General features: G+C 50.9%; 21 protein-coding genes. 14 read left to right on the forward strand and 7 right to left on the reverse strand.

Going from position 1 to position 25,960, the window contains the following annotated elements; genetic code table 11:
• Position 1: 1 nt before the first annotated feature.
• The 3 genes from ACJJIN_RS05215 to ACJJIN_RS05225 are packed head-to-tail and all read right to left on the reverse strand — an operon-like array spanning position 2 to position 4,422.
• Positions 2-2,437 carry an ABC transporter permease gene (locus ACJJIN_RS05215; protein WP_444897164.1) on the reverse strand — a complete coding sequence of 812 codons (2,436 nt, stop codon included), beginning with the start codon at positions 2,435-2,437 and terminating at the stop codon, positions 2-4.
• Positions 2,434-3,150, reverse strand: coding sequence for an ABC transporter ATP-binding protein (locus ACJJIN_RS05220; protein ID WP_444897165.1), 717 nt, complete (start codon positions 3,148-3,150; stop codon positions 2,434-2,436). Before ACJJIN_RS05220 ends, ACJJIN_RS05215 begins: the two co-directional genes overlap by 4 nt.
• 21 nt (positions 3,151-3,171) lie before the next feature.
• Positions 3,172-4,422, reverse strand: a complete 1,251-nt coding sequence (locus ACJJIN_RS05225; protein WP_444897166.1) for an efflux RND transporter periplasmic adaptor subunit — start codon at positions 4,420-4,422, stop codon at positions 3,172-3,174.
• A gap of 174 nt (positions 4,423-4,596) precedes the next feature.
• Here ACJJIN_RS05225 and ACJJIN_RS05230 point away from each other — a divergent pair, with 174 nt between their 5' ends.
• Positions 4,597-4,824 carry a hypothetical protein gene (locus ACJJIN_RS05230; protein ID WP_444897167.1) on the forward strand — a complete coding sequence of 76 codons (228 nt, stop codon included), beginning with the start codon at positions 4,597-4,599 and terminating at the stop codon, positions 4,822-4,824.
• 97 nt (positions 4,825-4,921) lie between these two features.
• Here ACJJIN_RS05230 and trhP read toward each other — a convergent pair whose 3' ends face one another.
• The 3 genes from trhP to ACJJIN_RS05245 form a co-directional block, all read right to left on the reverse strand.
• Positions 4,922-6,265 carry a prephenate-dependent tRNA uridine(34) hydroxylase TrhP gene (gene trhP, locus ACJJIN_RS05235; protein WP_444897168.1) on the reverse strand — a complete coding sequence of 448 codons (1,344 nt, stop codon included), beginning with the start codon at positions 6,263-6,265 and terminating at the stop codon, positions 4,922-4,924.
• Positions 6,266-6,432: 167 nt separating this feature from the next.
• Positions 6,433-7,002, reverse strand: coding sequence for a cytochrome P460 family protein (locus tag ACJJIN_RS05240; protein ID WP_444897169.1), 570 nt, complete (start codon positions 7,000-7,002; stop codon positions 6,433-6,435).
• Positions 7,003-7,089: 87 nt separating this feature from the next.
• Entirely contained in the window at positions 7,090-7,713 is a 624-nt protein-coding gene (locus ACJJIN_RS05245; protein ID WP_444897170.1) for a Crp/Fnr family transcriptional regulator, read from the reverse strand.
• Positions 7,714-7,871: 158 nt separating this feature from the next.
• Here ACJJIN_RS05245 and ACJJIN_RS05250 point away from each other — a divergent pair, with 158 nt between their 5' ends.
• The gene (locus tag ACJJIN_RS05250) at positions 7,872-9,356 is read left to right on the forward strand and encodes a bifunctional 2-methylcitrate dehydratase/aconitate hydratase (protein ID WP_444897171.1); all 1,485 of its coding nucleotides are present in this window, start codon (positions 7,872-7,874) and stop codon (positions 9,354-9,356) included.
• A 121-nt stretch (positions 9,357-9,477) separates the two neighbouring features.
• Here the strand turns inward: ACJJIN_RS05250 and ACJJIN_RS05255 are convergent, their stop codons facing one another.
• Complete coding sequence (locus tag ACJJIN_RS05255; protein WP_282932674.1) at positions 9,478-10,416, reverse strand: porin; 939 nt, start codon at positions 10,414-10,416, stop codon at positions 9,478-9,480.
• 270 nt (positions 10,417-10,686) lie between these two features.
• On the opposite strand from ACJJIN_RS05255, the gene ACJJIN_RS05260 reads away from it, so the two are divergent.
• The 12 genes from ACJJIN_RS05260 to ACJJIN_RS05315 all read left to right on the forward strand — a co-directional run bounded on the left by ACJJIN_RS05260 (position 10,687) and on the right by ACJJIN_RS05315 (position 25,948).
• The gene (locus tag ACJJIN_RS05260) at positions 10,687-13,266 is read left to right on the forward strand and encodes a DNA internalization-related competence protein ComEC/Rec2 (protein WP_444897172.1); all 2,580 of its coding nucleotides are present in this window, start codon (positions 10,687-10,689) and stop codon (positions 13,264-13,266) included.
• 113 nt (positions 13,267-13,379) lie between these two features.
• On the forward strand, positions 13,380-14,003 hold the full coding sequence (locus tag ACJJIN_RS05265; RefSeq protein WP_413665667.1) for a MotA/TolQ/ExbB proton channel family protein: 624 nt from the start codon (positions 13,380-13,382) through the stop codon (positions 14,001-14,003).
• Between the two features lie 15 nt (positions 14,004-14,018).
• Positions 14,019-14,438 carry an ExbD/TolR family protein gene (locus ACJJIN_RS05270; RefSeq protein ID WP_444897173.1) on the forward strand — a complete coding sequence of 140 codons (420 nt, stop codon included), beginning with the start codon at positions 14,019-14,021 and terminating at the stop codon, positions 14,436-14,438.
• Between the two features lie 83 nt (positions 14,439-14,521).
• Positions 14,522-16,351 carry a lipid A export permease/ATP-binding protein MsbA gene (gene msbA / locus ACJJIN_RS05275; protein ID WP_444897174.1) on the forward strand — a complete coding sequence of 610 codons (1,830 nt, stop codon included), beginning with the start codon at positions 14,522-14,524 and terminating at the stop codon, positions 16,349-16,351.
• A gap of 9 nt (positions 16,352-16,360) precedes the next feature.
• Positions 16,361-17,395, forward strand: a complete 1,035-nt coding sequence (lpxK, locus tag ACJJIN_RS05280; RefSeq protein WP_444897175.1) for a tetraacyldisaccharide 4'-kinase — start codon at positions 16,361-16,363, stop codon at positions 17,393-17,395.
• The gene (gene kdsB, locus ACJJIN_RS05285) at positions 17,385-18,152 is read left to right on the forward strand and encodes a 3-deoxy-manno-octulosonate cytidylyltransferase (RefSeq protein WP_444897176.1); all 768 of its coding nucleotides are present in this window, start codon (positions 17,385-17,387) and stop codon (positions 18,150-18,152) included. The genes lpxK and kdsB overlap by 11 nt, the downstream gene beginning before the upstream one ends.
• An 11-nt stretch (positions 18,153-18,163) precedes the next feature.
• Positions 18,164-19,180, forward strand: coding sequence for a UDP-N-acetylmuramate dehydrogenase (gene murB, locus ACJJIN_RS05290; RefSeq protein WP_444897177.1), 1,017 nt, complete (start codon positions 18,164-18,166; stop codon positions 19,178-19,180).
• 216 nt (positions 19,181-19,396) lie between these two features.
• Positions 19,397-20,347, forward strand: coding sequence for an IS5 family transposase (locus ACJJIN_RS05295; RefSeq protein ID WP_444895065.1), 951 nt, complete (start codon positions 19,397-19,399; stop codon positions 20,345-20,347).
• 555 nt (positions 20,348-20,902) lie between these two features.
• Positions 20,903-21,556 (forward strand): response regulator, encoded by a 654-nt coding sequence (locus ACJJIN_RS05300; RefSeq protein ID WP_413665673.1) that lies wholly within the window; start codon positions 20,903-20,905, stop codon positions 21,554-21,556.
• Between the two features lie 44 nt (positions 21,557-21,600).
• Complete coding sequence (gene uvrC / locus ACJJIN_RS05305; RefSeq protein ID WP_444897178.1) at positions 21,601-23,415, forward strand: excinuclease ABC subunit UvrC; 1,815 nt, start codon at positions 21,601-21,603, stop codon at positions 23,413-23,415.
• A 101-nt stretch (positions 23,416-23,516) separates the two neighbouring features.
• Positions 23,517-24,080: a CDP-diacylglycerol--glycerol-3-phosphate 3-phosphatidyltransferase gene (gene pgsA / locus ACJJIN_RS05310; RefSeq protein WP_444897179.1), complete on the forward strand. Its 564-nt coding sequence runs from the start codon at positions 23,517-23,519 to the stop codon at positions 24,078-24,080.
• Between the two features lie 158 nt (positions 24,081-24,238).
• Positions 24,239-25,948 (forward strand): sulfatase-like hydrolase/transferase, encoded by a 1,710-nt coding sequence (locus ACJJIN_RS05315; protein WP_444897180.1) that lies wholly within the window; start codon positions 24,239-24,241, stop codon positions 25,946-25,948.
• Positions 25,949-25,960 lie beyond the last annotated feature (12 nt).

The following is a 25,960-nucleotide window of genomic DNA, read 5'->3' on the forward strand; positions in this document are numbered from 1 at the left end:
ATTATCCTGTTCCTTGCAATGCGTAAATCGCGGGCTTGTTGATTATCCTCCATACAGAAAGCAGGGTCACCGAGGCGGTTAGGGCGATAATAAGCAGTGGTGGTAGCAGCCAGCCCCAGAGGCTGGTTTCAATACTGAACTCGCTTTGCTCAAGCCAAAGTGCCAGTGGGGCTACTACCAAAGTCGCTACAGCGATACCGATAACGACGGGAATCAGGCTATCGATCAGGGTGTGATAGAAAATCGTCGCTGGGCGGGCGCCGATTGCCATGCGCACGCCAAGCTCAGTACGCCGCAGTTGTACACTGTAACTGAGCACTCCAAAGATACCGATGGCAGCGAGGCTGAGTGCCAGTAATGTGAGGGCGGTGGTTACCCAAACTGACACCCGGTCATTGCTTAGAAGCAGGTCTCGCGCTTGCTCCAGTGAGAATAGCTCAGAAACTTTGTACTGCCTGTTTACCTGGGCAAATTCCCGATTTATTTCTGTGGTGCTGAGGGGTTGGTGAGGTTTATGCCTGAGTACCAGTAGGGGATAGCTCACGTTGATACCGCGCACAAATAAGCGGGCGGGTTCCTTTTTGCCGGGCAGGCTTGCATTGCGCACTACACCGACCACTTGGTAGGGCAAGTCACCTCGCCAGTAGTAGCGCTTGCCTAATATTTCTCCATCCGGCTCCAGTTGCTGGGCCAGGGTTTCGTTGACGAGCATCATGCGATTGTTATCGGAAAACTCAGCCGCATTGATATGGCGGCCAGCTACCAGTGGCATACGCAAAATGGCAAGGTAGTTTTCGTCGACGACTGTGGTCTTGGCCATCACCGGGTTTTGTCGGCTGGCATCATGACTCAGGGAGGTGGTCCAGAGTGGCCGGCTGATAGAGATAGGAGTGTTTAGGCTCAGGCTGGCATTTTGTACTTTAGGGTGCTCCAGCAATCTCTGCCTGATGGCCTTCAGGTAACTCTCCCGTTCGGCAGCGGGGGCGCTCCTAAGATTGCCGATATTCAGAGTCATCACTTGAACGCTGTCCAAGGGGAAGCCAAAGGGCTGGTTAATCAGGCGGTTAGCTTGAAGGAAAATCTGCAAGCTGGCGACGATAAGCAAACTGGTCATCGCCACTTGGCTGCTGATGAGGACTTTGCGGATCAGTGGTGAAATTTGTACACCGGAGCCTTTGCCGCTGCTCTGCAACATTTGATTCAGTGCGCGGTAATTAACCTGTCGACTGACTATGGCTGAGAAGAACAGGGCGAGAAGTAAGGCACACAACAGTGCGAAAACCAATGTCTGCCAGTTTAAGGTGAGCTCTTGAATGCGAGGAATTTGTTCCGCAACCATCACCTTTAGTACCTCTGTCGATCCCAGGGCTAAAAGTAGAGAAAGTAATGCAGCCCCTAACATTAGTAGGCCGATTTCACATAGCAGGGCCAAAAAGATATGTTTTTTGTGTGCGCCCAACGCGACCTGTATCGCCATATTGCGTTGTTGTTTGGCTGCGCGAGAAAGAATCAGGTTGGTAACATTGGCACAGGCAATTAACAGGAGCACCAGTGTACCGCCCATAACCATTAGGGTTCGTGTGGCGCTGTCGCCAAGTATTTTATTGGCGAAGGGGGTGAGTCGGTATTCAACGGACCTCTCTACCGAAGAGGATCTTCCCGCTAGGGCGGCTTGATACTGGGCATCCATTAATGTGCTCAATTCATGCCCTGCGCTGGTGGGGTCAATGCCCGGCTTCAACTTCCCTGTGAGCATGCGGAAAGGCAGGAAGCCTCTCCAATTATTTCTGCGCTCTACTTGTGTATCGTTAAAGTCCCAGGGCAGCCAGACCGCCGTTTGCCGGCCCTGCTTATAGATTTCGGGTTCAATGAAGTCTTTGGCAGTGACGCCGACAATGCGAAAGTCCACCTCCCCAAATTGCAGGCTTTGCTCCAAGACATTTGGGTTGCGCCGGAACATCTGCTCCCAGGTTTGATAGCTGATAACCGCTACAGGGACTCGGCTGTCGAGCCCTTCATCGGCATTGAATTGTCTGCCCAGGGCCAGGGGTGCTCCAGCGAGCTGGAGATATTCCGGAGAGACATAGGAAACATTAACCCGTGGTGATCCGGATAAATTGCGAACCACATCTTCCCAGAAGTACACCAGGGCGCTGGACTCGAAGAAACTGTCGTTCTTATAGATTTCAACCAGGGCAGGGTATTGGCTGTTGTTTTCCAGCCGCAGCTGCTTGTTCTGGTAGAGATTACCATTCACGACATACAGCCGATCTTCGTCCGGGTAGGGTAGGGGTGCGGCTAACAGTTGGTAGTTGAGATTAAATAGTGTTACCAGGGCGCCGAGAGTGATACCCAGGGTCAGAATAATAGTGGTGGCGTAGCTCCGGGCCCGATTGAGGGACTGGAGGGCTATGGACAGGTCCTTTGTGGTGATCATAGGGCCATCTCATGGGGCTCTAGTATGGGCTGCGGCGTTGATATTTTTCCATCCAGCAGATGCAATTGGCGGCTGGCCATGTCTGCATAGCGAGGGTCATGGGTCACCATGCACAGGGTGGTCCCTTCATTGTTGAGCTGCCGCAGCATTTCCATTACCGCATCGCCATTGTGGGAATCCAAATTGCCGGTGGGTTCGTCCACCAGCAGCAGGGATGGATTGCCAACTAGCGCGCGGGCTATGGCGATTCGCTGCTGTTGGCCACCGGACAACTGGTTAGGTTTGTGAGAGGCCCTGTGACTCATCCCTACCTTCTCCAGGCAATGTTTCACTTTTTTGTCGGCTTTAGACTTGAGAATTGGATTGCGTCGGTATCGCAGGGGCAGGGCGATATTGTCGTAGACAGAGAGTTCGTCAATCAGGTTAAAGGACTGGAAGATAAAGCCTACTTTCTCGTTGCGAATAGTCGCCGCCTCACTCAGCGACAATTGAGCGACTTCAATGCCTTCAATCTGATAGCTGCCGCTGGTGGGGAGGTCCAGCAGGCCGAGAATCGAGAGAAGTGTGGATTTACCGCAACCCGAGGGGCCGCAGATAGATACAAATTCCCCCTGGTAAATACTCAGGTCAACGCCCCGCAGGGCGTGAGTTTCCATTTCTTCGGTGCTGAACACCTTAGTGATCCCGGCCATATGGAGGATTGGCTTGGACATAGCGAACTCCCTGTTCTCGCTTTAGTCAACAATCTGGATATGCTCAGCTTCATTGAAATTGGCCATATCCGAGAGGATGATGCGGTCCGCTTCATTGAGGCCTTGGGTGACCTGGATATATCGACCTGACTCCTCGCCGAAGCTGATGGGCTGGAGTGCCGCTTCTTCCCCGTTTTCGTTAATCAGGAAGAGATTGGCCTCACTGTGCCTCTGCACATTGATAGGTCTCTCGACGAACAGCGTATCTTCCATCGTGGCAGTGAAGATCCGGGCATCGACGTTGAGCTGTGGCCTGGCAGTCTCTGGAGTGCCTGCGCTGAAAGCAATTTCCACTTCAATATTGCCGTCCCGAACCTCAGGAGTAATACGGGTTACCATACCTTCGACTTTTTCCCTGCGGGTATCAATTTCAGCGGGCTGGCCGACCTCCAGCTGCTCTGCTTTGGATTGTGGTACTTGAACCAAAGCGAGAAGATCAGTCTCGCTGCCGATCAGCGCCAGCTCCTGCCCGGGATCGACACCTTGCCCCAGCTCTACCGGTAGTCGTTGCAGTATGCCGTTTAGGCCGGCACGTACTGTCAGTCGGTCTGTACGTTGCTGGATACTTTGCAATTGGGTCTGGGCTTGGTTGATTTGCTCGCGCTGGATTAACTCTGATTCGACGGCGACTTTGCGCAGGTGGTTGATACGCTGTTTTTGCAGGTCCACACGTTTTTTCATCTGTTCCTGGCGTAAGACGGTGGTTTGGTAGGTGAGCTGGGAAACCACCCCGCTTTTTACCAGCTCGTCCTCAGCTTCGCGACGCAACTTGATCACTTGGTAATTGGAGTTTAGCTCCGCGAGTATGGCTTCCTCCGCGAGAACATCGCGCTGGTTGTTCAGAACAAGCCGGCGCAGATTAGCTTCCTCTTGTTCCAGGGAGGTTTCGGCCGCATCCAGGTCGCGCATTAATTCTGGGTTGCTCAGCTGCATAATGATGCTATCACTTTGTACTTCTGCACCGGGACGCAACATGATTTTTTCAACATTCGCTGCGGTTAGGGCGGTAATTAAAGTCTGCTTGTCTGAACGCAGCCTACCGTAGCCATCTACCACAACTTGCAGGTCTCCCCGTTGGACGGTACCCAACATCAGCTGTTCCCGCTCAACCTTATAGGCGCTGTCAGGAAGTAACAGGAGGGTGCTGGTAAATGCCACAAAAGCAAGAGCAGCACCACCTAGCATTAAAGGGTGCTTAATCAGGGGGCGTTTCTTAGGTTTAATAATATCCATATTGCGGCGTTTCCTTGGTTAAGAAATCGTTGCACGCTTTTCTACTGTGAAACCTTGATGCGGGGGCGAGTTAGAGGTGGAAAATCATAACTATTTAAAACGGGTGTATTCCTGTTGGAACTCCGAGGTAGGGCGGATTTTTATCTTGTAATTAGTACTGTCGAGCATATTTTTGTGATCAAAACTCAGGGCTTTAAAAGGGTTTTAGGTGAGGCTGAAAATGCAGGAAAATTGGTACAAGAACCAGTTGCTTGCGGTGAATGGTGGGGAAATACAGGATGGTTTGAATATTATGAGGTGGGCAGTAACTGGAGAGGTTTAACGATTACCCAATGCATTTTGAGGATAGGTTCACAAGTAAAATTGTGGAGATGTAGTGGGAATAAAGGTGTCGTGGCTTAGTGAATCCGGTAGATTGTCTAAACCACTACACCTTTAATAAAATATATTTGCAAAACGAAGAGCTTGATAAGCCATAGTGCAAATTACAGGCCGAGGGTTATCCCAGAGCTTTGACCAATAGCGCCTGTTGAAGTTGATCGTCATCAACCCCCTCTGGTCGGGGTATTTGCACGATATGCCCGGATCCCGGAGCTACATCGATCGCTTTGCCTTCCGTATTCTCCATTTGCTCCAAGGGGAAGAACAAGCTACCGCTGGGAGTCATTAACTCCAATTGATCACCGCGTTCAAAGCGATTTTTTACATCAATCGTCAAATACTCAGGACTGCCGTCAATAAGCTCGCCTACGAACTGTTGGCCCGGAGTTGATATCAATCCCTTTTCATATTGCTGGTATTCTGCTGGTGGATGGCGACGGTAGAAACCTTCCGTGTAGCCCCTGTTCGAGAGGGTCTCCAATTCGTCCATCATCTTCATGTCAAAGTCTTTTCCTGCCGCAGCATCGTCTATAGCGCGACGATAGATCTGAGCAGTACGAGCCACATAGTAGTGGGATTTAGTGCGACCTTCGATTTTTAAAGAGTGAACGCCCATTTCCGTGAGGCGCTTGACATGCTGTACGGCCCGCAGATCTTTGGAGTTCATGATGTAGGTACCGTGCTCATCTTCGTAGGCCGGCATATATTCTCCAGGGCGACCTTCTTCCTGTAGTAAAAAGGCCTGGGAAGTACTTTCACTGGCGGAGGTGGGTTGCTTGGTGGGTTCCTGGGTTTGCACATGAATCAACTCGCCAACTTCATTCTCTTTGGCTTCATGAGCTTGGTATTGCCAGCGGCAGGAGTTGGTGCAGGCGCCCTGGTTGGCATCTCTATGGGTCATATAACCGGATAGCAAGCAGCGCCCGGAATAGGCGATACAGAGCGCACCGTGGACAAAGACTTCCAACTCCATCTCGGGCACTTTCTGGCGAATTTCTTCAATCTCATCCAGGGACAGTTCCCGGGAAAGTATCACCCGAGATAACCCCTGGCGATGCCAGAACTTTACGGTCGCGTAGTTTACCGCATTGGCCTGTACGGATAGGTGGACTGGCAGATCAGGCCAGCGCTCCCTTACCATCATTATCAGACCTGGGTCGGACATAATCAGGGCGTCAGGCCCCATTTCGACAATTTCTTCCAGGTCCCGCAGGTAACTGCGAACTTTGTCGTTGTGAGCGGCGATATTAGAGGCGATATAGAACTGTTTTCCCTGCTGGTGTGCTTCTTCTATGCCTAGGCGCAGGGTTTCAATATTTTTAAATTCATTATTGCGCACACGCAAGCTGTAGCGGGGCTGGCCGGCATAAACGGCATCGGCACCATAGGCGAACGCATATCGCATATTTTTTAAAGTCCCTGCGGGGGACAGTAACTCAGGTTTAAACACGGAAAAACTCATAGTGGAATAGTCGGACGCGGCCGCATGTTAACGGTATTCAAGATCGCGCTAATTGATATAAATCAATTAGCGCTGGGGTGGGGGTGATAAGCTGTTATGGAGGGAATCTATGCTGTTACTCTAGCCGAATAATAGACCTCTAACCTCTGATTTTTGCTGTTTACTTTTTAGTTCTGTAGGACCTGTTGATAACCTTGTGTGTATACCCAGTCATTATTCTTGGCTGGTAGGTGGCATCCAAAACAGTTGTTAAGCCCGCTGCCTTTCCAGGTTTTGGTTTCACTTTTAGCTATTCCTGGCTTAAATAGAGCCCATCCCCAGCCTTCGGCCCAAGCCGGGTTTTCTGGGAAGCGGTTTTTATCGTCCTTTACCATCATAAAAGTGAATTGAAGGTCTGAGGAGTAATAAGCCAACCCTGTGGTTAAGAGCTCCGATTGGGTGCTATTAACATCCTTTACCAAAACTGTCCCATCGGGAAACTTCCCATTTTTGCGATACCCTTCGACTGCCTGGGGTTGGGTATAGACATTATGAGTATCCCATCCATCGCCACTCGAGGACTTTACCTGATAGGAGCCCAGGAAGACCCATTCCCGACGGTAATTATCCGGCAAAGTAATATTCCCCTGGCTATCAACCATACTTTTATAGGTTAAATTGAGGTTTTCATCGGCCTTTGCAGAAATACCCAATACGAGTGTCAGAACTAAAGAGGTAAATAAGTAGGCGCTGCGCATAATTCTTTTCCATTGCTGTTGATGTGGGAGAGCTATCCCCGGGTTTCAGCTGCTGGAAAGTATATGAAGGCGGGAAGGGTAAAACTGTCAGCTGGCTGACACTGGCGCATATATTTGGTTTTCTGCCAGGCTGTTTAACGCGGTTTGATCGAGAAGGCAGATATATTGGCGCGTATAGTCGATAACTCCATCAGACTTCCATTGTTTAAGGAGCTGGCTGACCGTTTGCCTGCTTCCACCGGCCATGGCGGCCAATTCGGATTGGGTCAACTTGATGTCGAGTTGATGTCCATGGCCACAGGCTTGCCCCCGGTAATTAAATAGCTGAGCTAACAAGTTGGCCAACCGGACCGGTAAGGGGGCGGTGATGTGGAGGAAAAGACGCTGCTGAAGTTGAGACTCCCTTGTGGCTAGTTGTTGCAACAGCCCATCGTGGGTCTGTGAATGGCGCTCCATCATGGCGCTTAGATGTTGAGCGGAAGTAACTTCCAGTTCACTGCCGGATTTGGCGGTTGCTTGAAGGTCCAGGTTTTTCCCAGTTAGACCTGGTCCAAACCATGATCCGGGCCCATAGAGATCGACAATGGCTAGGTTGCCACAGTAGTCCACTTTTTGGATAAGGACGTAGCCGGCATGAATAAAATAAATCTGGGGACCAGAATCCCCTTGTCGGAATAATACCGTTTCTTTGAGGAATCGAAGTTTTTTCATTGGGTCGCTAGTTCGTTGCAAGTGGGTTGATTCCTGCTTTCAGAGATTCCTAACAATATAGAATTCTTCGGTCGTTTGTTTATCTATTTGAAGTTTAGGGAGCAGCTAACCTTACTCCATCTGTTTTGCCCTCCGACACTTTCACGGGCTATTCAATCATGATTGCTGACTCCGCTCAGAATATCCGCCCCGATTACGATCAGGTGATACAGGATATTGCAGATTATGTGCTTCATTTCAAAGTGGGTTCCAGTGATGCCTGGGAAACAGCTCGATTTAGCCTGATGGACTCCTTGGGGTGTGCCTTTCTGGCGTTGAGTTTCCCTGAATGTACAAAGTTGTTAGGACCCTGGGTGGAGGGAACCTGGGTGCCGAATGGGGCCCGGGTACCTGGCACCCGGTTTCGCTTGGACCCGATAAAAGCGTCATGGGACATCGGCTGTACAATTCGATGGCTCGATTACAACGACACTTGGTTGGCGGCTGAATGGGGGCATCCCTCTGACAATCTTGGGGCAATATTGGCCGTTTGTGACCACCTGTCGCAAGGGCGATTAGTTAAAGGGGGAAGCCCAATAAAAATGGGCGCGGTACTCGAAGCAATGGTCAAAGCCTACGAGATTCAAGGTGTCTTGGCATTGTCTAATAGCTTTAATCGGGTTGGGCTCGATCATGTACTACTGGTGCGGGTTGCTTCTGCCGCTGTGACTGCCTGGCTTAAAGGTGCTGGGCGGGAGGAAGTAATGGCGGCGGTGTCTCAGGCGTGGGCGGATGGTGGAGCATTGCGGACCTATAGGCATTCCCCGAATACTGGATCACGCAAGTCCTGGGCTGCAGGTGATGCCAGTTCCCGCGGGGTTCGCTTGGCTGATTTGGCGATAAGTGGAGAAATGGGAGTGCCCGGAGTACTTACGGCAAAGCAATGGGGTTTTTATGATGTCCTGTTTAGCAAGACAAATGCTGAGCAGCAACTGAAACCACCATCAGAGCGCAATTTTCAGTTCCCCAGAAGTTTTGGCTCCTATGTCATGGAGAATATCTTATTCAAAATTTCTTATCCGGCTGAGTTTCACGGTCAAACAGCTTGTGAGGCGGCAATTATTTTACATCCACAGGTTGCAGAGCGTATCGATAATATTACTAAAGTAGTGGTGACCACACATGAATCAGCCCTTCGGATCATCACTAAATCAGGTCCATTAAATAATCCGGCAGATCGGGATCATTGTTTGCAATATATTGTTGCAGTGGCGCTTATTTTTGGTGACTTACAGCCAGGTTTTTATGAAGATGATTTTCATCGCGATCACAAAGAGATCGATATCTTGCGGGACAAGATTGAAGTGATAGAAGATAAAGGTTACTCAAAAGATTATTTAGACCCAGATAAGCGTTCTATAGCCAGTGCGGTACAAGTATTTTTTAAAAGTGGTGACGCATCAGAAAAGATTGAAGTTGAATATCCGATGGGACACCGCCGTCGCCGACGGGAGGGGATTCCGTTATTGGAAGATAAGTTCCGTAGTAATTTAGCTACGCGATTCCCTCAAGGGCGGGCTAACAAAATTTTTGCAGCTATTAATGATCTTCAAGGGTTAAAGCAGTTGTCAGTTAATCGCTTTATGGATCTATTGGTTATTTAGAAGGCTCCTTAGGAAATTCCAGAGTGAAAAAGACGGCCAAAGGCCGCCTTTTTCATTGCTCAATCTTCCCCAAGCGGCAGAGTCGCACTTTCCAATTTGGACCGCCACATTTAAGGAATGATTAGAACTTGTATTCAACACCAATACCGGCGTAGCTGCGATCGTAGTCTTCGTCAGCAGTTTCGTCGGTGTAGAAGCCGAAAATTTTGGCTGCGCTGTTGAATTTATAGTCTGCGCCCAGGCTGAAAGTCTCGCCGCCTTCTTCTTTGATATCAGACTGGCCGTACTGGGCTTTCAGAGTCCACTGGTCCAGTTTGTAAGCTACAGAGCTCATCCAGCCGTCGACAGTTTCGCCGCCGTCAGCATCTTGCTCTTCGAACAGGGCGCCTACTTGTACAGGGCCGATGTTGTACTGAGCTACAAAACGATGAACGTCAACGTCCTGACCTTCAACGTCCTGGTCCATAGCGTAGGCCAGGTAAACACCGTTGTTGTCATAGGCGACAGACATGGAAACGCCGTTGTTGCGTTCTTCGCCGGTAGTTTCGTCAATAACTTCTTCTTTGTTGCTGATGAAAGCCGCAGAAGCTTTGAAGCCACCGAAAGAAGGAGTAGTGTACTGAAGTGCGTCTTCTTCGCGGTTATCGCTGCTGGTGATCAGGCTCTTGATATCGCCTTCGAGGTCGTTGAACAGGTCAACTTTCTTCTGGGCAACTTTCAGGGGAGTATCGAACTTACCAGCGATGACCTGGCCAAAGCCGCCTTCCAGACCTGCGTAGATGTTGCGCTGGGAGAAAGTATCGTCAGCGTCACCGTCCATATCTACTTCGTATTCCATACGGTAGATACCTTTAACGCCTTCAGTCAGGGCTATTTCACCCTTAACGCCCAGGCGGGAAGCGTTGCTCTGAACGTCAGTGACGGAATCGTCACCTTCGTCAGCAGCCTGGAAGGTGACGTTGGCTTTGCCGTAAAAGTCGAGTACATCGCCTTCATCTTGGGCGTTGGCCAGAGCAGGTACCATGGCAACGATGGCCAGAGAGAGAGCGGTCTTATTCATAATCGTCTCGCACAGTTTATGGTTTTGGGTTGAAAGGTGCCTTCCGTGTCGTCCTAGTTGGCTGCCTTTCGATTTGGTGCGGATTCTGCGTTTTGAATATTACAAACATGTTAAAAATGGCATTTTTCTTAAAAATATGTGACTGGCCAGTGCTATGAATGGCAGGTTAGCTAGCCATATTAAGGTTTTAGGCGCCTGAAGCGGCGGTTCGCAATCATCGTTGATTTGAGTGAAGGTGGTCAATAGTTGAACAAAAAGATGGTGTAAGGGATGGCGCTGGGGTTGGAATTATGGAGTTTTCGCGAGCGAATTCAGCGGCTTTCTCGCCTGCTGGCTAAGGCGAGAGGCATTGTCGTCTACATGGGGCCCAGCATATATCTTTGGGTCTATTCGCTATCTATTATCGCAGTGGGATGTCTTGCCCGATTACCCGCTGAAAGCACTCTGTGGGCACTGTATCTCTCTCTAGCCTTGTTTGCCTGGGTGGTAATACGCCGCTGGCGCCCCCTTGCTCTGATCTTTCTCTCCTTTATTGGTGCGACCTGGGCACTCCACTCTCATGAAGCATCGCTGGATCGCCGGCTCCCCCTCGGTGCACATGGTGCGGACTTCGTACTTCAGTTGAACCTGGTCTCGCTGCCTGAATTAACTGAGGGGGGAGGGTTTGGCGCTAGTTCAGAATCACAAACGGTGCGTTTTCGCGCTCGAGTTGTGGATATTGTTTCCAGTTCTTTAGGTGAAGAGGGTGGCCAGTTAGCACCGCCAGAGCTACCTATCGGAAGCCTTCTCAACCTAACCTGGTATCGAGTTGACGATGAGGCTCTGGCTCGCCTGCGGGGTGGCTCTCAATGGATATTGCCTGTGCGATTGAGAACTCCCAGGGGGAGCGTTAATCCACATACATTCGACTATGAAGGCTGGCTTTTGCGAGAGGGAATTACGGCAACAGGGTATGTTCGCCCCCGCGATTATCCTCCTCAGTGGCTGGGGCAGGGGAATGGCATTATCGGGTTAAGGGATGAATTGCGCTCCCTAATTAGTCAGTTACCGATCCAACGACCGGACCTGATAGCTGCGCTATTGCTTGGGGATCGCAGTCAGTTGAGCGAAGGTGATACCGACCTGCTTAAAAGGACAGGTACGGGCCACCTTATTGCCATATCCGGCTTACATGTGGGCATGGTAGCCGGTTGTATTTTGTTGATGGGCACCGTACTGGCAAAAGGGATTGGGCTTTTTACGGGCACCAGCCGTTTTGGTATTGCGATAGGACTCGCCTTGGTGGCGAGCCTTGTATATACCTTGATCGCCGGCGTTCCTCTATCCGCGCAACGTGCGCTTGTAATGACCTGGGTGCTGTTGCTGGGGTGGCACTGGCGGCGCAGACTGGGAGCGGGTTTTGCTTTCTCATTGGCACTGGCAATAGTGCTTACCCTGCAGCCACTGGCTTTTTACAGTGCTGGTTTTTGGTTGTCCTTCGTGGCCGTCGGGAGTCTGCTTTTGGGGTTTAGTGGGCGAATTAGCTTAAGTCGAGAGCCGCAATGGAGGCCGAAGGCTGAGGCCTCTGGTGCTGTAACCTCATGGCAGCACCGGTTTTCCCAATTATCGTTATGGCAGCTGTTACGAAGCCAGTGGCTGATTGCAATTGGCCTGTTTATCCCATCGATAATATATTTTTCAGGCTTTAGCCTTTCAGGTGTATTGGTCAATCTTGTAGCGATTCCCTGGATGGGCCTGTCTATTTTGCCATCACTTATGTTAGGTGCTGTATTTATTGATACTCAGCTGGGTGTTTGGCTGCTGCAGTTCGCAGGTTGGCAATTGGATCTGCTGATGACTGCACTCAATATTGTCGATCATTCGATACCGGGGTTTCGTGGTTTTGCGATTGCCTCCACTGCATTGGCGATAGTCATTGCCGGGCTTGGCGCGGTGCTACTTTTGCTGCCTAAAGGGTTGCCAGGGCGTAAGTTGGGCTGGTTATTTTTTCTTCCAGTTGCTCAGCCCTGGCTTTCTACATTGGCACCGGCAGATGAGCGTTTGAAATTATCAGTGCTGGATGTTGGTCAGGGGTTGTCAGTAGTTATCAGCACCGGAAAAAGCCGTATTGTTTACGATGCAGGGCCTTCAATCCCCTCGGGCTGGAGCGCGGGAGGTTCGATAGTGGCTCCCTACTTGATGAGTAGCGGAGGTAGTGAACTCGATGTACTAATCGTCAGTCATGGAGATAGGGATCATGCCGGCGGCGTGGAGGGTTTACTTAGAAACATTGAGGCAAAAAAGCTGTATGCTCCGGGGACTTTAGCTAGCAATTTACCATTATCGCCAGCCACGATTACTGAGCAATGTCGGGCAGGAACGGAAGAGCAACTGGGAGATATATCATTTCGATGGTTGTGGCCTTCCTCAACAGCACAGGGAGAGGAATTACTGGATGGTGAGGAAAACGATCACAGCTGTGTAATTTTGGCTGAGTGGCAGGGGGTGCGTTTACTGCTTACTGGGGATATCAGTCGTAAGGTTGAATATCAACTGTCTAAAATGTATCCACAATTTTCTGCTGTTGACGTACTGATTGCGCCCCATCATGGTTCCCGCTCTTCCTCATCGGTCGCTTTACTCGAATGGGCCAGACCTAAACGGGTTGTATTTAGTGCCGGTTTCCGCCACCACTTTGGCCACCCACACACCGATGTTGTGAAGCGCTACCAAAACTTCGGTGCCAGCATTTTCAGTACTGCGGAGAGCGGGGCGGTAGAATTTTTCTGGCGAGCCGGAGAACAAGAGCCGCAAATTTTACAGGCTCGTTTGGCACCACGGTTTTGGTATGCGAGTCACAACAGGGAATAAGGATGCGTGGGAGGACTTAGCCGCCGGCACCAGCTGTGATAAAGTGCTGCTCTGCGTCGAGGACGCAGTAATAATTTTCCAAAAATTCCCTCTGGTTTTCTGGGGCTAAGAAAGTGTTTGAGATAATAAAATCCGGCGGCCTGCTGATGTGGCCAATCCTGTTTTGCTCTGTAGCGGTTATTGCTATTTGTGTCGAGCGTTTCTGGACTTTGCACTCGCAGCATATTGCACCACGTACTTTATTAGGTGAGGTATGGGGCTGGCTTAAAAATAACCAGGTCAATGCGGAAAAATTGAAGGAGCTGCGCGACTCCAGCCCACTGGGAAAAATTTTTGCTGCGGGCCTGTCCAATTCCCGCCACGGTCGCGAAGTAATGAAAGATAGCATCGAGGAAACTGCCAGCCAGGTTGTGCATGAACTGGAGCGATTCCTGGGTGCTCTGGGCACCATTGCTGCCGTAGCACCGCTGATTGGTTTGCTGGGTACTGTGATCGGTATGATCCAGGTCTTTACCGCGATTATGGTGGAAGGTACCGGTAATGCAGGCGTACTGGCCGGTGGTATTAGCCAGGCATTGATCACTACTGCCGCTGGCCTGACTGTCGCTATCCCAGCGTTAATGGCGCACAGATACTTCCAGCGTCGCGTTGACACGATTGTTGTGGCAATGGAGCAGGAAGCTGTCAAGCTTGTGGATGCTCTGCACAGCGATCGTAAAATCGAAGATGCGGCCTGAGCGGGGTAGCAAGCGATGCAATTCCGCCGCCAAGCCACAGAGCAGGAAGGGGTTAACCTGACACCACTTATCGATGTGGTATTCCTGCTGTTGATTTTCTTTATGGTGTCTACAACCTTCACCAAGGAAAGCCATCTTAAGCTGAACCTGCCTGAAGCAGCAGGTCCTCAGTCTGTTGATCAACCAAAATCTGTAGAGATTTTGATCAGTGCTGATGGTTCTTATTCAGTAGATGGACAAGCTTTGATCAATAAGAAGATCAACACCCTCAAATCTGCGCTGTCGGAAGTTTCCGCAGGCGAGTACAATCGCCCGCTTGTGATAACCGCCGACGCCACCGCTCATCACCAAGCCGTGGTTCGGGCAATGGATGCCGCTGGACAGCTAGGCTTTGTCAACCTAAGCATTACTACACGGCAGCCGGAAGAAAACTAGCGCGGAACCCTGTAGGGAGCTGACTTACCTTCGGTTTCTGTGCCCACTCGCCCCAGGTGGGGCGAGTCCATTCATTGGTCTGTATGAAGAAAGTAAAAGCGCCCCCCAGCAAACCGCAAAATGGGGCGGAAACTTACCGTCGATTGCTCACTTATGCCCGCCCGCACATGGCGATTTTCGGGGTTGCGGTACTGGGCTTCTTCCTGTTTTCGATCATGGGCGTCAGCCTGATTGCTGTGACCGAGCTGTTGCTCGATGCAGTGGGAGCTGGTATCCAAGAGAGTCGCGGGTTTCTCTCAAAGTTTGTAGCATCCTATTACCCCGACGGAGTAATGCCCCAGGAGACTGCTCGTTGGCTTGTACCGCTTGCAATGTTGCTGATTATTGTCCTTAGGGCTATTGGCAATTTTGTCGGCAGCTATGGTTTGGCCTATGTGGGCCGTGCAGTGATCCACGAGTTGCGAACACAGCTATTTGAGAGAATTGGCCAGCTTCCCAGCTCCTATTTTGACCGCTATACCGGCGCTTACCTGATCTCAAAGGTTTCATACAATGTTGAGCAGGTAACCAACTCCATCACCAAGGCGGTGAAGGTACTCTTCCGCGAGTCGTTTACGGTAATCGGTCTCTTGACCTACCTGTTACTGGTGAACTGGAAGCTGACTTTAACCTTCTTCCTTTTTGCCCCCTTGATCGCCTTTATTGTGCGTATCGTGGGTAAGCGTTTCCGCAAATTAAGCCATCGCATCCAGAATTCCATGGGCGACGTTACCCATGTCACTCAGGAGGCGATCAATGGCTATCAAGTGGTGCGGATGTATGGGGGGCAGGATTACGAGAAATCCCGCTTCCTCTCTGCCAGTGACAATAACCGTCGGCAGTTTATGAAGCTCGTAGTAGCAAACAATGCCAGTGTTTCTGTGATTCAGATACTGGTTGGTTTGTCTACCGCAACTATTGTCTGGCTGGCTCTGGCACCGGGTATGGTTGAGTCCATGACTGCTGGGGTTTTTGCCGCCTATATTGGTGCGGCTGCATCCCTGGCCAAGCCGGTGCGCAGCCTTTCCGAAATTTTTGCCGATATCCAAAAGGGTATTGCGGCAGCGGAGAGTATCTTTGAAGTAATGGATGCTCCCAGAGAGCCCCAGGATGGTGAAGCTCAGCTACCTAAGCCTGTGAATGGCACAGTAGCTTTTGAAGGGCTTGAGTTTAGCTATGACCCGGCAGCACCCAAAGTACTCTCCGACATCAGTTTCGCGGTAAATCCGGGAGAAACGGTGGCCCTGGTGGGTGCATCTGGCTCCGGCAAGAGCACGCTGGTAAGTCTGCTGGCTAGATTTTACGAGCCGACAGGTGGACGTATCCTGGTCGATGGGGGTGATATTTCCAAGGTGCCACTTAAAGAGTTGCGCCGCCATATCAGTATGGTTTCCCAAAATATCGTGCTGTTTAACGACACTGTATATCGCAATATTGCCTACGGTGAATTGGAACATGCACCCAAGGAAAATGTTCTGCGTGCTATGGAGCAGGCACATGCAGCTCAATTTATTGAAGAGCTACCTGAGGGGGCGAATACGGTTCTGGGGGATAATGCGCAGATGCTCTCCGGCGGCCAGCGCCAGCGTTTGTCTATTGCCCGTGCCCTGCTTAAGGATGCGCCCATACTGATCTTGGATGAGGCCACCTCAGCACTGGACAATGAATCGGAGCGCCATATTCAGGCGGCTCTGGCTGAAGTCATGAAAAACCGCACTACGTTTGTTATCGCCCATCGCCTGAGTACGATCGAGAATGCCGATCGCATCCTGGTGATGGAGAAAGGTCGAATTGTAGAGAGCGGGAATCACGCAGAGCTGCTCGCCCAGGGTGGTCGATACGCATCTCTGTTACAGCAGCAAACAATGGGGTAGGGCACCTGGATGTCACTGGAAGACTGGTTTAACAAGCGCTGGTACCCCGAAAAGGGTGAAGGTCGCTCGCTCTCCCTGCTCACCCCGCTGGAATTACTCTATGGGGGGGTGAGCAAGCGGCGCCGGGTAATGAGTTCGCGCACTCCACCGGAGCCCTTATCAGTTCCTGTCATCGTCATTGGTAATATAACCGTTGGCGGTGCGGGTAAAACGCCATTGGTGGCGGAGCTGGCTCGCTGGCTAAAGGAGCGGGGTCGCAATCCGGGGATTATCAGCCGTGGCTATGGTGGTCGAGCAGAAAAATATCCCTACCAGGTGACTGCCCAATCCCACCCCCTGGAGTCCGGGGATGAGCCGCTGATGCTGCACTTAATCACTGGCGTGCCGGTGATGGTTTCTCCCAATCGCACCGAGGCGGCGCAGGCCCTGATCGACTATCACCAGTGCGATGTTATTTTGTCTGACGATGGGCTGCAGCACTATAGTTTGTGGCGCAGCTATGAAATTTGTGTAGTTGATGGTCATCGCGGTTTGGGCAATGGCCATATGCTGCCCAGAGGACCTCTGAGGGAACCGGTGACACGCCTGCAAAGCGTCGACATGCTGGTTAGTAATGGAGAGCCAGAAGCCAAAGTCAGGGGTCAGTGCGGTGGGCTTTTAGAGTTTGAAATGACGCTCGAGCCTTCCTGTTGGCACCAGTTTAACCTCGATCAAACCTCCACATTGCGCCTGCCGTCAGGGCCTGAGGTGGGGCCTTGCCACGGGGTGGCGGCGATCGGTAATCCCAAGCGGTTTTTCCGGTCACTGCAAGCGCTAGGGTTCGAGGTGACAGAGCAACCTTTTGACGATCATCATCAATTCAGCCCCCAGGAACTGCATTTCGATGGGGAAACCCCCGTGATCATGACCATGAAAGATGCGGTGAAATGTCGTGATTTCTGGGAGAGTCATTGGTGGGCGCTCGAGGTGCGGGCCAAGCTGCCAGACCTTTTTTATCAAAAAGTACACAAGCACTTGCAACAATTTAGTGAAAATGAAAAGTAACTCTTCTTTCGACGTCATTATTCCCGCACGCTATGGCTCGAGCCGCCTGCCAGGCAAGCCCTTGGCTGATATCGGCGGCAAGCCGATGGTGGAGCATGTTTATTTGCGTGCCCGTGAGAGCGATGCTCAGAGGGTGGTTATCGCCACCGATGATATGCGTGTAGCGGAGGTGGCCCACGGCTTCGGCGCCGAGGTGTGTATGACATCTGCCGAGCATGCCTCGGGAACTGACCGACTGCAGGAGGTGGCTCAGAACCTGGGCCTTGCCGAGGACCGCATTTTGGTCAATGTGCAGGGCGATGAACCCTTGATACCCGCCGAGGTGATAAATCAAGTAGCTGAAAACCTGGCGGCTAGCAAGCGAGCCGGCGTTGCAACCCTGGCGGAGCCCATCACCTCAGTGGAGGATTTTCGCAACCCGAATATCGTCAAGGTAGTGACAACAGAGTCCGGGCTGGCCAGGTATTTTTCACGAGCGCCAATCCCATGGCCCAGAGATGCCTTTGCGATGGATAGCAGTGAACTGCCAAGGGGCTTGGAACCTCGTCGCCATATTGGTATCTATGCTTACCGTGTTGCGCTATTGCGCCAGTTTGTCTCCTGGCCTATGGCCCCGCTAGAAAAGTTCGAGGCTCTGGAGCAGCTGCGTTTTCTTTACCACGACCAAGAGATTCACGTAGCGGATGCCTGCGCAGAAGTGCCCGGTGGCGTAGATACTGAACAGGATCTTCTGCGTATGCGAGAAGCCTTGGCCTGATGTAGAACCTAATGATTGAAGCCAATATCGATTTACAGCCCCACAATACTCTCGCGATTTCAGCAAACACCGCTTATTTTGCGCGTGTGGAAACCCTGGATGAATTGCGTGAGGCTTTGAGCTTTGCGCAGCAGAAGCGTTTGCCGATTCTGCCGTTGGGTGGGGGCAGTAATATCGTATTAACGGGAGACTTTCCCGGGCTTGCCATTCAGGTTGGGCTGCGAGGGCTAACAATTACTCCCAATGGTCGTGGCGGTACGATTGAGGCTGCGGCCGGGGAGGGGTGGCACCAGCTGGTTATGACTACTGTTGAGCAGGGCATGGGAGGCTTGGAAAACCTCGCGCTGATTCCAGGTAAAGTGGGTGCAGCCCCAATCCAAAATATCGGCGCCTATGGCGTAGAGTTGCGCGACTGTTTTTGCAGTTTGCAGGCCATGGAAGTTTCTACAGGTGCACTACATAACTTTTCCGCGTCGGACTGTGAGTTTGATTACCGGGACAGTGTGTTTAAAGGGCAGTTGCGCGATCAATTTATTATTACCCAGGTTAACCTTCGCCTTGCGCAAGATTGGCAGCCCAAGGTAGCTTACCCGGCTCTACAGCAATTTATTGACCAGCAAGGTTGGGATTGTAACTCCTTAACACCCGCGCAAATTTCCGCTGCGGTTATCGATATTCGCAACAGTAAATTGCCGCTCCCCGATCAAATTCCCAACGCTGGCAGCTTCTTTAAAAACCCTGTGGTGAATGCGGACATTTACCAAAACCTAAAATCGGAACATCCCGATTTAGTAGCTTATGCCAGCGGTGAAGGTTGGAAGCTGGCGGCAGGCTGGCTAATTGATCGCGCTGGTTGGCGGGGCAGGCGGCAAGAAGCGGTCGGTGTTCACCACCAGCAGGCATTGGTTTTGGTTAATCCCGGCCGGGGCCGGGGTGATGAGGTGACACGATTGGCTCGCGCTATCGCTTCTGATGTGCAGGCTAAGTTTGGTGTTACCCTGGAGCCTGAGCCGCGCTATTACCCTTAATCCATTCAAGATTGTTTGCATGAGGGTGCGGACAATCCCTTCTTTTATTCTTCACTGAATTGCAGTTAGCAAGTACCCAATAGAAAAGTGCAAGTTATTGGGTGGGGTTGACAGTTTTCAGCCTGAATTTCAGTAGAGAATTGTTCTAGGGAACCTCTGAATAATTCCAAGCCAATATTGGTAATATTCACCTACCCATCAAGACTACGATGAATTATGCACCAAGTCACCTTTGCCGAAGCAGAATATAAGCTAAAGCGCCGTATAACTCGCCGAGAGAAGTTTCTTTCTCAAATGGAAGCCCTCATCCCATGGCAGCGACTAGAAGCTCAGATCACTCCTTGCTATCCACAAGGCAAACGTGGCCGACAGCCATATCCATTGAGTGTCATGCTCCGTATTCATTGCATGCAGCTATTTTATAATCTCAGTGATCCCGCTATGGAGGATGCACTGTATGAAATTGAATCCATGCGTAGTTTTGCTGGATTGACTTTGAGCGGCCCAATTCCCGATGAAACAACGATTCTTAACTTTCGCCACTTACTGGAGCTCAATCAGCTAGGTGCAGCTCTTTTTGATGAAATCAACAAGCATCTTGCTGAGAATGGCATGGTACTGCGTGAAGGTACGATTGTAGATGCCACTATTATCTCTGCGCCAACTTCAACCAAGAATAAAAAGAAAAAACGTGATCCAGAAATGCATCAAACAAAGAAAGGCAATCAGTGGCATTTTGGAATGAAAATGCATATCGGGGTTGATGATGTGCTCGGAGTAATACATAGCATAGATACAACAGCAGCGAATTCGCATGATGTCACAACTACAGAGCGAGTTCTCCACGGGGAGGAGAAAAGAATCTGGGGAGACTCTGGGTACATTGGTGCGGAGAAACGTGAAGAGTTGAAAGAGCGGGAGGCGGATTGGTATATAGCAATGAAGCCGAGCAAGCTAAAAACTCTTCCAGGGCGTGATGCACTTCGTAAAGCGGAAAAGATCAAGGCGCAGATAAGAGCGAAGGTCGAGCACCCCTTCCGCTACATCAAACGGGTATTTGGTTATGACAAGGTCCGCTATCGGGGACTGGTAAAAAATACTGAGAGGCTGTGCTTACTGGCAGGCTTTACCAACTTAATAATAGGGAGAAAATACTTGGCTGCCTAGGGGTGGTTCGCCTGAAATCCACCTATTGAGGGTTTCAGATGAAAAATTAGTGGACTATTACGCGCAAATTACGCGTTTGTGCGTAATAAAGTGAATTTTTCAAGCAGCTCAGCTTAATTCTGGAAAAATGCTTCGTTGATCAGAGGGTCCCTAGTTGTTGACGATTATTTTGTTATAACGAATTCAACCTCTAACATTTTCTCATATTCCGATTTCTTTCATAAATATTTTCTGCGATAAAATGAATCTTCTATCGCAAATTTTGCGGAAGTGCTCATCTTGATCGCAGAAAAATTAACTGGTACGTTTTTACGCTATAATTAAATGTTATAAAGGCAGCAAGATCCTGTGGTCAAATGTCTGTTCAGCAGCATTTGAAACGGTGCTTCTGCTTTGCAGTAGCGTTTTTGTCTGGTATGTTGCGGTTGGGTTCCGGGGGGACCTACACGGGGTAGTTTCACCGTGAGCTAAAAAGAAGAACGCAGTTTATAGAGCTCGTGCGTTGGGGATGTATACGCGGCGTAGCCACTGCACTTATCCGTAGTTGGGGATAGCTTGATCAAAGTCTTAGTGGTGGATGATCACGATCTTGTGCGAATGGGCATTTCGCGCATGCTGGGTGATGTTGAGGATATAGAAGTCGCCGGAGAGGCAAACTGTGGCGAGGAGGCCCTGGAATTCGTTCGCCGGTCTAATGTTGATGTCATTCTGATGGATGTAAAAATGCCAGGAATGGGCGGCCTTGAAGCGACTAGAAAGCTGCTGCAGCGGTGCCCGGAGGCAAAGGTTGTTGCCGTTAGTGCACTCGATGATGATTTATTCCCGGGCCGCTTGATGCAGGCTGGGGCAATGGGTTACGTGACTAAAGGCGCGGACCTTGAAGAAATGGTTCGAGCGATACGGACGGTTATTTCAGGTGGTGTTTTTATCAGTAATTCCATGGCAACCAAAATGGCGATGCGCAGTGTCAGTGGCCAGGATGATCAGCAATCTCCGTTTGAAAAATTATCTAAAAGGGAATTGCAGACTGCAGACATGATCGTCAATGGCGCCAAGGTTGCGGATATTGCAAAGTCTCTCTCGGTAAGCCCCAAAACGGTGAATAGTTACCGCTACAGGATTTTTGAGAAGTTGGATATTAATAGTGATGTAGAGTTGACGATCCTCGCTGTTAAACACCAAATTCTCGACCCAGATGCTGCACTTTAATTGAAAAGTGGCTGATTTCTTAAAATATTGAGGCCGGTTGCCAGATGTTCGATAGCAAGCGTTTCCTCGCGACAGTAACTCGCAAACCCGGCGTCTACCAGATGTTCGACGCCGAAAATAAAATCCTCTACGTAGGGAAAGCCAAGAACCTTCGCAATCGGTTGTCGAGCTACTTTCGCAGCTCCGGACTAACGACAAAAACCATGGCGCTGGTGCAGCGTATTGGAAACATCGAAGTCACCGTTACGCGCAGTGAAACCGAAGCCCTGGTGCTTGAACAAAGCCTGATCAAGTCCCAGCGGCCCCCATACAATGTGATGCTGAAGGATGATAAAGGGTACCCTTATATCTTTCTTTCCAGCAATGACACTTTCCCCCGTATTGCATTCCACCGTGGTGCCAAGCGCAAGAAAGGCCGATACTTCGGACCTTTTCCAAATGCATCGTCGGTTCGCGACAGCCTGAACTTTCTGCAAAAAACTTTTCGAATCCGCTCTTGTGAAGACAGTGTTTTTCGCAACCGTTCAAGGCCCTGCCTTCAATATCAGATAGAGCGCTGCACCGCTCCCTGTGTCGATTTTATTTCTCCCGAGGACTATCGCCAGGATGTTCGCCACGCAGAGATGTTTCTCACGGGTAAAAGTGACAGCATTATCCAGGAGTTGGCCGATCAAATGGATGAGGCATCCCGGGCGCTGGAATTTGAAAAAGCCGCGAGACTGCGGGACCAAATTTCCGCGCTGCGTCGTCTACAAGCGGATCAGGTAGCTGAAGGTGCAAGTGGCGATGTGGATGTGCTGGGGATAGCCAGTGAGGGCGGTAGCTGTTGCGTACACGTTCTGTTTGTCAGGCAGGGGCGAATTCTGGGGAGTCGCAGTTATTTTCCCAGTGAGCGCCTGGGACTCACACCGCCAGAGCTACTTTCCGCATTTGTCCCGCAATTTTACCTGGGCAGTCCCCGAGAGATCCCCCGTGAGATTTTAGTGTCAGAGGCCTTACAGGATCTCGAACCACTTCAACAGGCTCTTAGCGAGCAATGTGGTCGCGATGTTGGTATCACCCATAAGTTGCGTGGCAAGCGGGCCACTTGGGTTGAGATGGCGCAACAGGCAGCACAACAGAATTTGACTAGTCGAACTGCAGCCCAGCAAAAACTCTACAACCGTTTCGAGAAGCTACAGGAAGCATTAGAACTGGAGCAGCTCCCGGAGAGGCTTGAGTGCTTTGACATCAGCCATTCTTCCGGTGAGGCCACGGTTGCGTCCTGTGTTGTATTTGATACCGGAGGCCCGGTGAAGTCGGATTATCGCCGATTCAATATTGAGGGTATCCAGGCGGGCGATGATTATGCGGCAATGGGGCAGGCGCTAAAGCGGCGCTATACGCGCCTTTCCGGTGGCGAGGGCAAATTCCCCAATATCCTGTTGATCGACGGGGGCAAGGGCCAGGTTACACAAGCGGTTGAAGCTCTGAATGAGCTGGGCATTGTCGGAGTGCAAATTATTGGTGTTGCCAAAGGAACTACACGAAAAGCGGGCTTTGAAACATTACATGTGGTTTCCAGTAACAAAGAGCTTGTACTCTCCGCCGACTCATCAGCGCTGCACTTAATTCAACAAGTGCGAGACGAAGCGCACCGCTTTGCTATCGCTGGCCACCGGGCAAAACGGGATAAAAAACGCAGGGAGTCTCCATTGGAAGGTATCGCTGGAGTAGGGCCCACTCGCCGCAGGGCGCTACTGCGACATTTCGGAGGTTTGCAGGAGCTAAAGCGCGCAACAGTAACGGAGATTGCCAGCGTGGATGGTATCAGCCGGAAATTGGCTCAGGATATATACTCGGCACTACACCACGAGTAGAACAGGATTGAGCTGGCGATTAAATGGCCAGTTTTTTCCAAAGCGTTTCATTTTGCGCGATGGCTTGATAACGTACGCCCTCCGCAAGAATAGAGAAAAGTATGACAATCGCCAATCAACTGACACTGTTACGTGTTGCTTTGATCCCATTTTTTGTTTTGGTTTTCTATTTGCCGTACAAGTGGAGTTACATTGCTTCTGCTGCAATTTTTGCAGTTGCCGCAATTACCGATTGGCTTGATGGCTATCTCGCCAGAAAATTAAATCAGAGTACTGCCCTCGGTGCCTTTCTGGACCCGGTTGCCGATAAGCTAATGGTGGCTACGGCATTGGTCTTGCTGGTGGGACTGCATGACAATCCGCTGTTTGCGATTGCTGCGGCGGTGATCATCTGTCGGGAGATCGCGGTCTCTGGGTTAAGGGAGTGGATGGCTGAGCTGGGGCAGCGCGGCAGTGTTGCCGTTTCCTACGTAGGCAAAATCAAAACCACCGCACAGATGGCAGCAATTCTTGTACTGCTTGCCTTCGATGTTAGAGAGTTTCCGGTGATGGAAACTATTGGATATCTGCTGCTCTATATCGCTGCCGGCCTCACCTTGTGGACAATGGTGATGTATTTGCGCGCTGCATGGCCGGCCCTTATGGCCGACAGCCAGGATAAGTAGATAGAGGGGAAATACTTCTCTCACGAAATTGGCGCCTCGATTCTGGCATTTGTTGGAAAACGAGGCGCTCTTTACACCGCTCCAACTCGTTCTTCCTCTTCCAAATCCCTGCGCTCCTCTAAATTGTTAGATACTTTTCTGCGATCTATAGGAAGCTCATGTCCGTCCAAAGCCACCTGATTATGATCTGGCTGCTTTGCATCACTCTCAATGTTGAGGGGCAAGTTGTACACGATGCCGAGTTTTATATTCTCAAGATGCAAAACGGCGATCGTTGGGATCAAGAGGATGCGGAGCTTGAGCAACGCTTACAGCAGTTGCGGCAGAAATATGGACAGCCACCGAATATAGTATTCCTGCTGTGGGATGACACTGCATTTGGGGCTGTTGGCTTTCCTGCGTTACAAAAGAACTTTGGCTACTCAACGCCAAACCTAAACCAGATGGCTGCAGAAGGTATCAACTTTACCCGCATGTACTCTGAGCCCTCATGCACACCGACCCGAGCCGCTGCGCTCACCGGACGGCTACCGGTGCGCTATGGCATGGGTGAAGTGGGTATGCCCCATGAGTTTTCCGGTCTGCGCGCAGAAGAGGTCACTATTGCCGAGGTACTTTCGCAGGCGGGTTATACGACAGGCTTTTTCGGCAAGGGTCACCTTGGAGATATCGAGGAGAGTTATTTACACAATCAGGGGTTCGATGAGGCGTTGTTCACACCGATGAACCAGATTACCTCTCTGTTTAACCCCCAGGCAAATGTAGCAAATGCGGTGCTGGGCATGTTCCCCGAAATCTATCCACCTGATCCCTATCAGTTGGACAGCCCTGGTCTGATTCCCGCTGGCTGGGTAATGAATATTGAAGGGAAAAAGGGACAACCCGGGCGAGAGTGGTGCGGAACATCCAACGAGTGCTTCGCCAAGTTTGACCCAGAAGCAGAACAGAGAACGCTGGCCTTTATTCGTCGCAGTGCAGAGCAGAAGAAACCGTTTTTCGTTGCCTACTGGCCCAATCTCCTTAATTTCATGGCGATGTATAACCCCAAGCGCTCGGTAGCCGGGCTGATGGTTGCCGATGCTTTCCCGGCGATGGATAACTTTGTCGGGGTGCTGATGCAAGAATTGAAAAGCTTAGGGCTCGCTGAAAATACCTTGTTCGTTGCAATGGCGGATAACGGCCCTATGGTTCACAGTCCGCCGGCGGGGTGGGGAATGCTGCCCATGTTGTATCGGGGTGGCAAAGGGGATTTTACTGAGGGCGGCGTTCGCGTACCCGCTTTTGCCTGGTGGCCAGGAACTATCGAAGCGGGACAAACGGCAGGAGATATTATTCATATCACTGACCTGTATACGACTTTCGCTCGCTTGGGTGGAGCAACTGATGCTATTCCCACGGATCGCGTCGTTGATGGCCTCGACCAGACCGCTCTGTTCCTAAACGGCGATACTCATGGCCGCCGGGATTATGTATTTATCTATACGGGTAAGGAATTGGGGGCAACAGTAAAGGGGCGATATAAGAGGCATTGGCTGGGAGCGGGGGAGGTGGCAGGGTCGGGGATGCCGGAAGCCTATTACGATTTATATATGGACCCCCGGGAGGAGTCCCCGCAATTGGTGCCGTTAATTTACACCCAGGGCCAGTTCAATCATATGGTGGCTCGCCACCGCTTGTTCAAACAAAAATACCCAGACGTAGTAAGCGGCAAAGGTATACCCTATACCGGGCTGGCCAACGCTCGCCCCGAGACACAGGCTATTGGTGAGCGCGTGCGCGCAGTCATCAGTGAGATGCCATTCACTGTTGAAGACTATCTCGAGTATCAGATCCCCGGTGCCGACAAGGTCGGCGACTGGGGAGATTAAAACGCTATATCC

This window comes from Microbulbifer maximicatervae (SeqCode) (genome assembly GCF_052467505.1).

Coding starts and splice junctions, on each gene's coding strand:
- ACJJIN_RS05215 (WP_444897164.1), bottom strand. CDS start 2,437: ATGATCACCACAAAGGACCTGTCCATAGCCCTCCAGTCCCTCAATCGG.
- ACJJIN_RS05220 (WP_444897165.1), bottom strand. CDS start 3,150: ATGTCCAAGCCAATCCTCCATATGGCCGGGATCACTAAGGTGTTCAGC.
- ACJJIN_RS05225 (WP_444897166.1), bottom strand. CDS start 4,422: ATGGATATTATTAAACCTAAGAAACGCCCCCTGATTAAGCACCCTTTA.
- trhP (WP_444897168.1), bottom strand. CDS start 6,265: ATGAGTTTTTCCGTGTTTAAACCTGAGTTACTGTCCCCCGCAGGGACT.
- ACJJIN_RS05240 (WP_444897169.1), bottom strand. CDS start 7,002: ATGCGCAGCGCCTACTTATTTACCTCTTTAGTTCTGACACTCGTATTG.
- ACJJIN_RS05245 (WP_444897170.1), bottom strand. CDS start 7,713: ATGAAAAAACTTCGATTCCTCAAAGAAACGGTATTATTCCGACAAGGG.
- ACJJIN_RS05250 (WP_444897171.1), top strand. CDS start 7,872: ATGATTGCTGACTCCGCTCAGAATATCCGCCCCGATTACGATCAGGTG.
- ACJJIN_RS05255 (WP_282932674.1), bottom strand. CDS start 10,416: ATGAATAAGACCGCTCTCTCTCTGGCCATCGTTGCCATGGTACCTGCT.
- ACJJIN_RS05260 (WP_444897172.1), top strand. CDS start 10,687: ATGGCGCTGGGGTTGGAATTATGGAGTTTTCGCGAGCGAATTCAGCGG.
- ACJJIN_RS05270 (WP_444897173.1), top strand. CDS start 14,019: ATGCAATTCCGCCGCCAAGCCACAGAGCAGGAAGGGGTTAACCTGACA.
- msbA (WP_444897174.1), top strand. CDS start 14,522: ATGAAGAAAGTAAAAGCGCCCCCCAGCAAACCGCAAAATGGGGCGGAA.
- lpxK (WP_444897175.1), top strand. CDS start 16,361: ATGTCACTGGAAGACTGGTTTAACAAGCGCTGGTACCCCGAAAAGGGT.
- kdsB (WP_444897176.1), top strand. CDS start 17,385: ATGAAAAGTAACTCTTCTTTCGACGTCATTATTCCCGCACGCTATGGC.
- murB (WP_444897177.1), top strand. CDS start 18,164: ATGATTGAAGCCAATATCGATTTACAGCCCCACAATACTCTCGCGATT.
- ACJJIN_RS05295 (WP_444895065.1), top strand. CDS start 19,397: ATGCACCAAGTCACCTTTGCCGAAGCAGAATATAAGCTAAAGCGCCGT.
- uvrC (WP_444897178.1), top strand. CDS start 21,601: ATGTTCGATAGCAAGCGTTTCCTCGCGACAGTAACTCGCAAACCCGGC.
- pgsA (WP_444897179.1), top strand. CDS start 23,517: ATGACAATCGCCAATCAACTGACACTGTTACGTGTTGCTTTGATCCCA.
- ACJJIN_RS05315 (WP_444897180.1), top strand. CDS start 24,239: ATGTCCGTCCAAAGCCACCTGATTATGATCTGGCTGCTTTGCATCACT.